8 protein-coding genes are annotated in these 12643 nt (G+C 41.2%); 6 read left to right on the top strand and 2 right to left on the bottom strand.

Annotated features, from left to right (window positions below; genetic code table 11):
• Positions 1–160: 160 nt before the first annotated feature.
• Entirely contained in the window at positions 161–1519 is a 1359-nt protein-coding gene (locus BQ2683_RS02725; RefSeq protein WP_069987232.1) for a PFL family protein, read from the bottom strand.
• 21 nt (positions 1520–1540) lie between these two features.
• A complete protein-coding gene (locus tag BQ2683_RS02720) occupies positions 1541–1810 on the bottom strand; it encodes an ACT domain-containing protein (RefSeq protein WP_069987231.1) in 270 nt (89 codons plus the stop codon).
• 345 nt (positions 1811–2155) lie between these two features.
• Between BQ2683_RS02720 and BQ2683_RS02715 the strand changes: the two genes are divergently transcribed.
• The 6 genes from BQ2683_RS02715 to addA all read left to right on the top strand — a co-directional run bounded on the left by BQ2683_RS02715 (position 2156) and on the right by addA (position 12624).
• The gene (locus tag BQ2683_RS02715; RefSeq protein ID WP_069987230.1) at positions 2156–2635 is read left to right on the top strand and encodes an Lrp/AsnC family transcriptional regulator; all 480 of its coding nucleotides are present in this window, start codon (positions 2156–2158) and stop codon (positions 2633–2635) included.
• On the top strand, positions 2632–3816 hold the full coding sequence (locus BQ2683_RS02710) for an aminotransferase class I/II-fold pyridoxal phosphate-dependent enzyme (RefSeq protein ID WP_186996588.1): 1185 nt from the start codon (positions 2632–2634) through the stop codon (positions 3814–3816). The genes BQ2683_RS02715 and BQ2683_RS02710 overlap by 4 nt, the downstream gene beginning before the upstream one ends.
• Positions 3813–4667 (top strand): 4-(cytidine 5'-diphospho)-2-C-methyl-D-erythritol kinase, encoded by an 855-nt coding sequence (ispE, locus tag BQ2683_RS02705; RefSeq protein ID WP_069987229.1) that lies wholly within the window; start codon positions 3813–3815, stop codon positions 4665–4667. The genes BQ2683_RS02710 and ispE overlap by 4 nt, the downstream gene beginning before the upstream one ends.
• Positions 4668–5001: 334 nt before the next feature.
• A complete protein-coding gene (spoIIR, locus tag BQ2683_RS02700; protein WP_069987228.1) occupies positions 5002–5601 on the top strand; it encodes a stage II sporulation protein R in 600 nt (199 codons plus the stop codon).
• A gap of 77 nt (positions 5602–5678) precedes the next feature.
• Complete coding sequence (locus BQ2683_RS02695) at positions 5679–9056, top strand: PD-(D/E)XK nuclease family protein (RefSeq protein ID WP_069987227.1); 3378 nt, start codon at positions 5679–5681, stop codon at positions 9054–9056.
• Positions 9049–12624 carry a helicase-exonuclease AddAB subunit AddA gene (addA, locus tag BQ2683_RS02690; RefSeq protein ID WP_069987226.1) on the top strand — a complete coding sequence of 1192 codons (3576 nt, stop codon included), beginning with the start codon at positions 9049–9051 and terminating at the stop codon, positions 12622–12624. The genes BQ2683_RS02695 and addA overlap by 8 nt, the downstream gene beginning before the upstream one ends.
• The last annotated feature ends 19 nt before the right edge of the window (positions 12625–12643 follow it).

Below are 12643 nucleotides of genomic sequence, written 5' to 3'. Positions count from 1 at the left end.
GGAATAATTTCATCAAAAACAATAAAAACATGGCGGCCTACTTATTTTAAGGCCGCCATGTTTTGTACATATTTTTAGTGAATTCATTCTAAAATGCAAGTTGTGGGGTTTAATCTTGCATTAATTGTGTTTTGTGTGAATAATATGTAAATAAATTTTGTTAGTTTTTCAAACTTTGTAGAGGAGCTGGAATTTGTCCGCCACGAGAAATAAATTTACTGGAAGATTTTGTATTCAATTCCATAATTGGACCAGTACCCAATAAACCACCAAAGTTCAATTCTTCTCCTGCCTTTTTACCAATTGCAGGAATCAAACGCACTGCTGTGGTTTTAAAGTTTACCATGCCTATTGCAGCTTCATCCGCAATAATTGCAGAGAGGGTATCGTCTGGTGTATCACCTGGGACAACAATCATATCTAAACCTACAGAACAAACTGCTGTCATCGCTTCTAGCTTTTCAATACTTAAAGCGCCACAACGTGCGGCGTCAATCATACCAGCATCTTCGGACACTGGTATAAACGCACCAGATAACCCACCAACTTGGGAAGAGGCCATTACGCCACCTTTTTTTACTGCGTCGTTTAACATTGCCAAAGTAGCGGTTGTACCGTGTGTTCCACATTTTTCCAATCCGATTTCTTCCAGAATATGTGCAACAGAATCGCCCACTTCAGGCGTTGGTGCCAGTGAAAGGTCAACAATACCAAATGGAACCCCCAGACGTTTAGAAGCTTCGGTACCAACCAACATTCCCATACGGGTAATTTTAAAGGCAGTTTTTTTAATGGTATCCGCAATCTGAGTGATGTTTGCGTCTTTTTCTTTTTCCAACGCTGCCCTTACTACACCTGGACCAGATACACCAACATTGATGATGCAATCCGGCTCCCCAACGCCGTGGAACGCGCCTGCCATAAATGGGTTATCCTCTGGTGCGTTACAAAATACAACCAGTTTTGCGGCGCCAATACAGTCGCGGTCAGCTGTTTCTTCCGCTGTTTTTTTGATGATTTTACCCATCATAGCGCAGGCATCCAAATTAATACCTGTTTTGGTGGAACCAATATTGACAGAAGAACATACATGGTCTGTAACTGCTAAAGCCCTAGGAATGGATTCAATCAATTCCTTGTCACCAGCACTAAAACCTTTTTGTACCAATGCGGAATATCCACCGATAAAATTAACGTTACAAGCATTTGCTGCTTTTTCCAATGTTAAAGCGAATTTTACAGGGTCTTGCTCTTTACACGCAGCAGAGATAATCGCGATTGGTGTAACGGAAATCCTTTTATTAATGATTGGGATGCTGTATTGATTTTCAATTTCCTGGCATACTGGTACTAGGTTCTGGGCACAGCGCAGGATTTTGTCATATACTTTTTGGCAGGCTTTTTCAATATCAGGGTCGATACAATCTAACAAACTGATCCCCATTGTAACGGTACGGATGTCCAGGTGTTCGTTTTGTATCATATTAATTGTTTCTAAAATATCATGTGTATTTAACATTAACGGCAAATCCTTTCCTTATTAAATTCTGTGCATGGTATTAAAAATATCTTCATGCATAACATGGATTTGAACACCGATTTTTTCTCCCAGGTCCTTCATATCATTGGAAAGGTCTGTTAAATCCCCATCTAATTTGGAGATATCTACTAACATAATCATTGCGAATAAATCCTGCAATACAGATTGTGTTACTTCCAATACATTTGCGTTATGGTTTGCGCAAACACCACTTACTTTTGTGAGCAGGCCAACCATATCTTTACCAATTACTGTAATAACTGCTTTCATGTTACTTCAACCTTTCAATCTACAAATCATAGTCTGCCAGTTTGGCAGCTTTTATTGGTTTTTGCCCTCATAAATTCCAGCAAAAAGGGCAAATAAAACAACTATTCTTCATTATAACAATATTTTAGCAAAAAAGGAAGTATTTCAAAGAATAAAATCCTATATTTTATTGGGATGCCGTTAAAACGGCAAGGAATTTACCAGAAAAAGCGGTTGTTTTGCAAAAAAACAGATACCAATGAGAGGTTTAACAGGAAAATATCATGCTTTGGATTTTTTGCAAAACCAAATGGTTTATGCTAAAATGTTGATAATTGATTGAATTTTATAAAGGAGTGAGTTTCATTGGATAAATTATTAACATTACTTTCCCAAAATGCTCGTTTTACAAATGCGCAGCTGGCAGTGATGCTGGGAACTACCGAAAAAGAAGTGGAGCAGAAAATCGAAGATTATACAAAACGGGGAATTATCCGCGGATATAAAGTATTGTTGGATTATGAAAAATTGGATATGGATTTGGTAATGGCTTTTATAGAAGTAAAAGTTACTCCAAAATCTACCCATGGTTTTGATGAAATCGCAAAATCAATTATGAAATTCCACGAAGTGGACAGCGTTTATTTGATCTCTGGTGGTTATGACCTCTCTGTGATTGTAACAGGGAAAACCTTCCGTGATATCGCAATCTTTGTTTCCAGCCGTTTGGCGCCGTTGGATTCTGTTATTTCCACACGCACCAATTTTGTTTTGACTAGATATAAAGAGGGCGGCATTGTCACTTGTGACACCGACGTCGACGAGAGGGGCCAAGGCATTTTATGATCGACTATAGTAAAATTTTATCTCAGAAGGTAGTTTCCCTGGCGCCTTCTGGTATCCGTAAATTTTTTGATATTGCCAATGAGATGGAAGATGTTATCTCATTGGGGGTAGGGGAGCCAGATTTTAAGACCCCTTGGGTAATTCGCCAGGCTGGCATTCACACTTTAGAACGTGGTCGTACCTGGTATTCTTCCAATGCTGGTTTATCTGAGTTGAGAAAGGAAATTAGCAGCTATCTGGATCGCCGTTTTTCTTTACAATATGACCCACAGGAGGAAATCTTTATTACCGTTGGCGGCTCGGAAGGGATTGATATGTGTATCCGTTCCATGGTGGAACCGGGGGACGAAGTTTTAGTAGTAGAACCTTGTTTTGTTTCCTACGCACCAATTGTGACCGTGAGTGGGGGGACAGTTGTTCCAATCCCTACTTGTGAAAAAGATGATTTTCGTTTGACTCCAGAAGCGTTGAAATCACATATTACAGAAAAAACAAAGCTTTTGGTACTACCTTTTCCAAATAATCCAACAGGTGGGATTATGCACCGGGAGGATTTAGAGGCAATTGCGGAGGTGTTACGGGATACCAATATTATGGTATTATCCGATGAAATCTATGCGGAACTGACTTATGGAGGCAAACATGTTTCGATTGCTTCCATTGAGGGAATGCGGGAACGCACTATTGTCATCAATGGTTTTTCCAAAACCTATGCGATGACAGGATGGCGTCTTGGTTATGCCGCAGGGCCAAAAGAAATCATTAAACAGATGTTGAAATTACATCAGTTTGCCATTATGTGCGCACCTACTACCAGCCAATATGCTGCTGTTTGCGCTACAAAGGAATGTGATCATGATATTGAAGAGATGGCCGCAGAATATGACACTCGTCGCCGGTATTTGGTGGATGCTTTGCGGAAAATGGGACTTTCCTGTTTTGAACCAAAAGGGGCATTTTACGCATTCCCAAATATCAGTTGTACTGGTATGACGTCGGACGAGTTCTGTAATACCCTGTTACAGGAAGAACATGTAGCAGTGGTTCCAGGTACTGCGTTTGGTGCCAGCGGAGAGGGATTTGTCCGTATTTCTTACTGTTATTCTGTAAACCATTTGATGGAAGCAATGAAACGGATGGAACGCTTTGTAAAACGCCATACCAAAGGGGAAAATAAATGAATTGTATTAAAATAAAAGCCCCGGCAAAATTGAACCTTTCCCTAGATATTACCGGGCAGCGTGAAGATGGATATCATTTGCTGGAAATGGTGATGCAAACCATCCATTTGTACGACCAGATTACCTTAGAAAAATCCAATGAAATTTCGTTGGAATGCGATTGCCCGGATATTCCTTGTAATGGAAAGAATCTTGCAGTTAAGGCGGCAAAAGCATTTTTTCATGCGACCCATCTAGATGGAGGCGTCAAAATCACACTGCAAAAACGGATTCCCCACGGTGCAGGCATGGGGGGAGGAAGTTCCGATGCGGCGGCTGTGTTAAAAGGTTTGAACCGGTTATACCATACCCCGTTATCAACCAAACAATTGGATAAAATTGGGCTGAAATTGGGAGCGGATGTTCCATTTTGCCTTCATGGAGGGACTATGCTGGTTACTGGCATTGGAGAAAACCTGCTGGAATTACAGGACATGTTCCCTTGTTGGTTTGTTGTGGCAAAGCCAGAACAGGGATTAAGTACAGCGGAAGTATACCAAGCATATGATGCGCTAGAAGAACAACAGATGATCCGCCCAAAAACCAATGGGGTAATTCAGGCTATTTACGAAAAGGATTTAGAAGCATTATCCCGGTCTATGGCCAATGTGTTGGAATATGCTGTACCGCTCCAGGAGATAGCGGAGATCCGCCAGACAATGCACCAGCATGGGGCTTATATCGCCCAGATGACAGGAAGCGGTTCCGCCGTGTTCGGTATTTTTGAACAAGAAGAAGATGCCAAAGAATGTGCGGTTTCCCTTTCCCAGACTTATCAGCAGGTGTATGTATGCAAGCCCTGTAAAAAATAAATTCATCCAATATTAACTAGATTCCAATCTATTGAATGGAACAGTTGGCAATATCAAGTAAAATGGAATGGTAAAAATAAGTATTATCTATTTATGATAACTTGTTTTTCTAGAGTAATTTATGGTTTGTGTTATATGAATGAAATAGCAAAATAATATGATGAAATCAAAAAATCATTTTATATTGAAATATAAAATGAAATAGCATTGATTTATTTGTATAAAAAATAAAAACCCGTCCATACTGAAAGTTGTTCAGTGGGACGGGTTTTTATTATGGAATATCCCATAAAAGCAGAATAGACAGTTGTAATCGGAAAGGACGTATTTTATCATGAAAAAAGCAGAAGTGGCGGTATTGTTCGGATTGATTTTAGCCATTATGGTGGGGAGCTTTGTTGGTTTTGAAGCAGATTGTAGGGAGATTTCCCAGTCTGTATTTCGGCTACATATTTTAGCCAATTCTGACAGCCAGGAAGATCAAGATTTAAAATTAAAGGTGCGTGATAGGATTTTACAGGATACCCAGGGTTTGTTTGAATCAACAGGGGATTTACAACAGACAGAGGAACAGGTAGCACAGCATTTACCGGAAATCAGGGAGATTGCACTGGATGAAATCCATAAACAAGGTTATTCCTACGATGTTCAAATTTATATGGTAAATATGTGGTTTGAAACAAGGACATACGATACGATTACTTTGCCAGCTGGAAATTATGATGCCCTACGGATTGTAATCGGAAATGGAGAAGGGCACAACTGGTGGTGTGTACTTTATCCACCCCTTTGTGTGCCAGCAGCGGAACCACAGGAAACTATGGATGATGTATTAAACCAACAAGAACTGGAAGTAGTAAACAGCGACCCAAAATACGAAGTGCGGTTTGCTGTGTTGGAATGGTGGGAAAAATTAAAGCAAAATATGGAATGATAGGCTATGTACCTTGCACTTTACCGTGATTTCCTGTAAAATGATTATCATTGACAAGGTAAAGTGGAGGTGGAAAGATGCTACAATTACTATTAGGGCCAGAACATAGTGGAAAATTCCATGTTATGCTGGAACAGATGGCGGATCTGTCAGAAGAAAGTACAAAAAAAATCATGGTATTAGTGCCAGAACAATTTTCGTTCCGCACAGAACGGGAATGCAACCGCCGATTGCCACCGCACCTCCGAAAAAATGTCCAGGTATTGAGTTTCCGCAGGTTGTCCCATGCGATTTTTAAACAGTTGGGCGGCTTAGCTGGAACCTATGCGGACAATATCGCCAAAACAGTTATGATGCATTTGGCAATGCGGGAAGTACAGGATGGTTTACAGATTTATCAGAATTCCATTGGAAAAGATGGATTTTCCGGATTAATGCTGCAAACAGTAGATGAATTTAAGAATTCTACCATTACACCAGAACAGTTTGAATTGGTGTCTTCCCAAATTCCTGATGGAAAATTAAAACAGAAGATGCAGGATGTTTCCTTATTATATACCACGTATACCGCTATGTTGGGGAACTCTTACCGGGATCCATCGGACGACCTTACTCAGGCAACGGAACGGGCAAAAGGCAGCCGTTTTTTTGAGAATACCCATGTTTTCTTGTATGGATTTGTCAGCTTTTCTCAACAACAATTTCGCATGCTCTCTCTGATGTTGGAACAAGGGGATGTTACAATTGCGCTTAATGGGGAAAAGGAGGATAGTTCTTTATTTCACACCATCCGGCAGACAGCCTCTAGCTTAAAACGGATGGCAACAAAATTAGGCGTTTCGATTAAGAAACCAATTTATCTGACAAGCCGAATGGAAAATCAGGAGCTGTTATTTTTACAGCGTCATATCTTACGCCCTCAAGTAGAGGAGTATCCACAAACTTCCAGTAGTATAAAAGTGTTGTTGGCATCAAACGAATACAGTGAAATTGACGAAATTTTATCTGAAATCTGGAAGCTGGTTCAGGAAGGATACCATTTTCGTGATATTGCTTTGGTTACCCATGATATGGAACATTACCGCAATATTTTGGAAAGCAGCCTGAAAAAATATCAGATCCCTTATTTTATGGATGAAACGGTTTCGGTTCAAGACTACGCTTTTATGCAGTGCGCCATATTTTTATTACAGGCCGCGGCGGCATCGGATTTACATAGTATGGTGGGAATTTTAAAATCCGGTTATACCAAATTTGATGTGACCCAGGTTTCTATCTTTGAGAACTACTTGTATACCTGGAATATCACAGCTTCCCAACTAAAAAACAAATTTGTCCAGAATCCCCGTGGATTTGTGGACGAGGCACATCAGCTTCCTTCTGACCAGGAAGATTTGCAAATAGCCGAAACCATCCGATTCCAACTGGTAAAAGCGGTGGAACTGGTAAAACAGGCAGGTATGACGGCTGCTGAAATTGGTTCCGCACTGATGGAAGCAATGGATTTACTGGAGATACCCGAAACGATTTCTCAAAAAATCAATTCCTATTATGAGCAGGAAAAAATTCCGCAGGCAGAGGAACAGCAAAGGATTTGGGATATTTTTGTAAACCTATTGGAATTGTTGGCGATTGCCGCAGGAGAATATCCTGTTGACCTCCGCCTGTATACCGCACTATTTCAAACTGCTATGCAGGAATATGATATGGGGCAAATCCCTCAAAGTATGGATAGTGTTTTGATTGGTTCTGCAGACCGTATGATTTTAGATGACCCAAAAGTCGTGTTTGTGTTTGGTACCAATGATGGAAATTTTCCGTATTATCCACAGTTTGATGGAATTTTTACGGATATGGATCGGATAGAACTGGAAGAGATGGGAATTTCACTCTCCCGTCCGTTGAGGGATCGGGTTTTAGAGGAACGATTTTATGCGTACCGTATTTTATGCTCTCCCACCGAGAAATTATACTTAACCGCAAGGTTGTCCGATGTGGGAGGGGAAGCTTGCTATCCATCGGAACTAATAGGGCAATTGCAGGAAATGTTTGGGGAGAATGTTGTTACTTATTCGGATCATCTGGACTATTCTCATTTATGCGCAACCCATTCTGCTGCTTTCCACCAGCTAGCATTTCATTACCATGATACTGACCCATATACAGTCGCGCTAAAATCTTATTTTTTGCAACAGAAAGAAATGCAGCCGTTTATGCATCAATTGCAGGCGGCAGCCCATCAGAAAAAATTTCGGATAGAAAAACAGGAAAATGTAGAAAAGCTGTTTGGAAAGGATATGAGAATATCCCCAACCCAAGCAGAAAATTTTTATAAGTGTCGATTTTTGTTCTTTTGTGCCAATGGGATGAAAGCGTATCCTAGAAAGAAAGCGGATTTAGACCCGCTTTCTTTGGGGACAGTGGTACATCATGTAATGGAAGCATTACTAAAACGCCCCGGGTTTGAAGGATGTACTTCAAAACAGTTGGAACAGTGGATTCACGAAATATTAGAGGAATTTTTTATTTCGTTTATGGGTGGGGACATCAACAAAACCGCCCGCTTTAAAACGCTTTACCGCAATTTAGAACAAAGCTTGTTACAGCTTGCACTCCGGGTACAACAAGAGTTTTTGGTCAGCGATTTCCGGCCGGTGTCGTTTGAGATGCCAATCCAGGAGGATGGAGAGGTAAAGCCAGTTTGCATTCCGCTTTCCAACCATGGCAGTGTAAAAATTATTGGGGAAATCGACCGTGTAGATGCCTACCAGAAAGACGGAAAAACCTATTTACGGGTTGTGGATTATAAATCTGGAAGTGGAAAGGTGTTCCGTATCTCCGATTTGTATTATGGTCTGAGCATGCAGATGCTTCTTTATCTATTTTCCTTGTGGGAAAATGGGCAGGAAAAATTAAACCATCCAGTACCAGCTGGCGTGTTGTATATGCCAGCTGACGGAAGTATGGGGAAATTTACATTGTTCCAGCGGAGCCAAGGAAACGAGGATATGAAACAGTCGGTAGAAGAAGGGTTCCGAATGAATGGGCTGCTGTTGCAGGATTCCAGGATTATCCAGGCAATGGAAAAAGTAGAGCCAGGCTCCAGTGGAAAGTACCTTCCAGTTACTATGCAGGAAACAGAAGATTTGCCTCCGGAGGATGAGGGGAACTTCTCGAAAAAGTCTTTGGAGTTTCTTGTGACAATGGATGAAATGGCGGAAGTAAAAGATTTTGTTCGTTCGGAAATTCTTTCCCTTTGCGAGCGGCTTTTGGATGGGGATATTCAACCTGTGCCGTTGAAAGGATATGGAGAACAAAAAAATGGTTATGCTTGTACGTACTGTGCCTATCAGTCGGTATGTGGACATCAGGACAATGATCCATGCAACGAAGTGAAAACCACCAAAAAGAAAGAATTTTTAGAACAGATTCGAGAGGAGGGGGAGCATGAATGAGTTGACTCAACAGCAGCTGGATGAAATCTTATTGCCGGAATACCTCACTCCAGAGCAGCGTGCAGCAATTGTCAGCGACCAGGGCAGCCTATTGCTCTCTGCTTCCGCTGGTAGTGGAAAAACCTTTGTGTTGGCAACCCGTGTAGTATACCAACTCTCCCACCGGGAAAAGAATATTTGGGCAGATCAACTATTAGTAGTTACTTTTACTCGTGCCGCTGCCAAGGAGATGAGGAAAAGGATTTCCGATCAATTGAATGGTTTAGTGGCAAAATTTCCAGAGGATGAAAAGCTTCAAAGACAAAAATTGTTATTGCAACGGGCGAAAATTACCACGATTGACGCTGTTTGTTCGGATTTTGTCAAAGACCACTTTGAGGAACTGGGGCTTTCCCCTGATTTTTATATTGGGGATGAAATCGCTTTAAAACAGCAGGAAGACCAGGTGCTCTCTGATTTGTTTGAGGAACAATATGCGGCGCAAGACCAGGAGTTTTTGCGGTTGTCCGCTTATTTTCATCCGAAAAATGATCAGAAATTACATCAGGCAATTATTGAGATTTACCACTATATGCGTACTTATCCATTCCCTTTACAATGGTTACAGAACAATCTGCAAAATTATGAACAGGAGAGTTGTTTGGCAGATAGTCCATGGGGAAAGAAAATTTTAGAATATGCTGACCAGACTATAGAATATTGCATTTCTCTGTTTCAGGATGGGTATCAGGCATTGCAACAGAGTCCGGTAACCTATCAATTTATGGAGGGATACTGCCAACAAACTGTTTCTGCTTTGCAGGAGTTAAACCAGCAATTACAGCAGTCAGATTGGGATACTTGTTGCTCCCTGATTTCCAGCTTTAAATTCCCTGCGAAATCCCGTAAAAAGAAACCGGAAGGGTTTGAGGCGAACTTGGTGTCCAATCAGGATAAGTTTTATTGGGAAGTGGCAAGAAAACAACTAAAAGAGCTGAAAGATACCTATTTTTGCTGTACTGAAGCGGAATTTCAGCAGGATTGCAGGGAACAGCTTCCTTATCTCCAAAAGTTGTTTGGGATAGTGGAAGAATTCTACCACCGGATGAACCAATCAAAATTAGAACGGAACATGCTGGATTTTACCGATTTAGGGTTGTATACCATCTCATTGTTGTTCGAAAAAAAGGATGGCAGCTACCAACGGACAGAGGTTGGGGACCGCATTGCTGCCCAATTCCGTGAAATTTTAGTGGATGAAGTACAGGATATCAATCCATTACAGGATATGTTGTTTCAGGCTCTCTCCTTCCATGGGGATAATCTATTTATGGTAGGGGATGTAAAACAGAGCATCTACCGGTTCCGTTTGGCAGACCCTTCTATTTTTATTAGACGGAAACAGGAATATTACCCTTATGGGCAAGGAAAATTTCCTGCTACCATCCTGTTGGCGGAAAATTTTCGTAGTAGGAAAGAGGTTACCAATACGGTCAACTATCTATTTGAGCAGTGGATGACTCCTGGAATTGGAGGATTGGACTATACTCAGGAACCGTTACGAGCTTCCGCTATGTATCCTGAAAATCCCCAAAGTTGTGCCGAACTTCATTTTGTTGACCTATCCAAATTGGAAAAGACGGAACGGATAGAGGAAGAAGCGGAATACATCGCAGGCTTAATTCATCGGATGTACCGGGATGGATATCAGGTGAAAGGGGAAGATGGAACCTTACGTCCCTGCAAATTAAGCGATTTTGCTATCCTGTTGCGAAACACTAAAGGGAATGCCAGTGTTTTTGCCAACAAGCTGGCAGAATATCAACTGGATTGTAGGACCGAAAATAGCCAGGGGTATCTCCAAACCAGAGAGATTTCTTTGCTGTTAAACCTGTTACGTGTAATTGATAATCCATTACAGGATATTCCTCTGCTTTCTATTTTATTATCTCCGGTATTTGGGTTTACGCCGGATGATCTGGCAGAAATCCGGGCAGTGGACAAAAAAATACCCCTTTATCGATGTGTTGTATTACTGGCGGAACAAAAACAAAAATGTAAAGAGTTTTTAGATCAGCTATCCGAATTGCGCCAAGCAGCGTCTTTGTTAAGTGTAGAAAAACTGATTCAAAAGATTTATGATGAAACTTTGTTTTATTCCCTGTTTGGGGCGGAGGATTCCAGTGAGCAAAGGCTGGCAAATTTACGGTTAATGCTTTACTATGCTTCTTATTATCATAATAGCCATGGGCAGGGGTTGTCCGGATTTTTGCGCTATATGGATACTGCGGAACAATCCCAAAAGGAGTTGAAATCTGCCAATATGTTGACCGAGGAGAGTTCTGTTGTGCAGATTATGAGCATCCATAAAAGCAAAGGGCTGGAATTTCCCATCTGTATTTTGGCCAACTGTGTGGGAAAATTTAATTTTCAGGATATGAAGCAAAGCTTTTACATCGACCATGATTTGGGATTTACCATGAAACATGCCGAGCCGGAATTATTAAAGCAATATGAAACAATTCCATTTTTAGCATCCTGCCTTTCTGGAAAACAGGCGGTTTTAAGCGAGGAATTGAGGATATTATATGTTGCTATGACCAGGGCAAAGGAAAAATTGATCCTTACAGTTACCTCAAAATACTTGAACAGCTTGGTTTCCAAAGCCGTGGCGCAAGCGGGAAGGTCATCTACTATTCCGGTACCTTCTATGTTACAGGCGAACAGTTTCGCAGATTGGATTTGTATGGGATTCGTCCGCCATCCATCCTTGGATGGGTTACGGAATTTCGCGGGACAGCATTGCGAAGTGTTGGAATGTTCAGATAATAGCAAAAGCCAGATCAAATTTGTAGTAGCCCATCCTATTTCTCAGGAAGAGCAACAGGAAGAGGCAGAAAAAGAGTGGGAAGAACTTCACCCCGATCCACAGATATTGGAGCAAATCAAACAACAGCTTTCCTGGCAGTATTCAGATGCCGCTTTAACCCAAATACCAGTCAAATTATCGGTCACCCAGATTGTAAAATCCCAGGGGGAAAATCGGAAGTTAAAATTGCGCCGTCCGGATTTTGTAGCAAAAAAGGGGCTGACTCCAGCGGAAAAAGGGACGGCTACCCATTTATTTGTGCAGTTTGCGGATTTTGAACGAGCAAAGCAGGATTTATCCCAAGAGATTAATCGGATGGTGGAACAGGGATTTTTGACCCAATTACAGGCAGATAATCTGGATATTACTGGCTTGAATCGTTTATTCCACTCTGAATTATGTAAGCGGATGGAACAAGCTATATTTTGTTACCGTGAGCTGGATTTCTTTTATGAAATTGATAGTACCGAAGTGTTTTCAGATAGTGGCGTAGCAGGGGAAAATATCCTCATTCAAGGAATTGCTGATTGTGTTATAGAGGAATCAGACGGTCTTGTGCTGGTAGACTATAAGACAGACCATGCCACGAAACAGCAGATAAAAGAGAGGTATACCCCACAATTGGAGTTGTATCGTAGGGCAATCCAGGAAAAGCTAGGCAAACCGATAAAAGAATGTATTCTATACGCTATCTCCTTAGGGGAAGAAATCAAACTATAATGGATTAGGAGACATAACA

Source organism: Massilioclostridium coli (assembly GCF_900095865.1).
In the GTDB taxonomy this organism is placed as follows: domain Bacteria; phylum Bacillota; class Clostridia; order Oscillospirales; family Ruminococcaceae; genus Massilioclostridium; species Massilioclostridium facile.
The sequence above is the reverse complement of the archived record's forward strand: the minus strand, read 5'-3'. Positions and strand labels throughout refer to the sequence as shown.

What these genes read in the sequence shown, in the direction of transcription:
- BQ2683_RS02725 (WP_069987232.1), bottom strand. Translation starts at nt 1,519, where the DNA reads ATGTTAAATACACATGATATTTTAGAAACAATTAATATGATACAAAAC.
- BQ2683_RS02720 (WP_069987231.1), bottom strand. Translation starts at nt 1,810, where the DNA reads ATGAAAGCAGTTATTACAGTAATTGGTAAAGATATGGTTGGCCTGCTC.
- BQ2683_RS02710 (WP_186996588.1), top strand. Translation starts at nt 2,632, where the DNA reads ATGATCGACTATAGTAAAATTTTATCTCAGAAGGTAGTTTCCCTGGCG.
- ispE (WP_069987229.1), top strand. Translation starts at nt 3,813, where the DNA reads ATGAATTGTATTAAAATAAAAGCCCCGGCAAAATTGAACCTTTCCCTA.
- spoIIR (WP_069987228.1), top strand. Translation starts at nt 5,002, where the DNA reads ATGAAAAAAGCAGAAGTGGCGGTATTGTTCGGATTGATTTTAGCCATT.
- BQ2683_RS02695 (WP_069987227.1), top strand. Translation starts at nt 5,679, where the DNA reads ATGCTACAATTACTATTAGGGCCAGAACATAGTGGAAAATTCCATGTT.
- addA (WP_069987226.1), top strand. Translation starts at nt 9,049, where the DNA reads ATGAATGAGTTGACTCAACAGCAGCTGGATGAAATCTTATTGCCGGAA.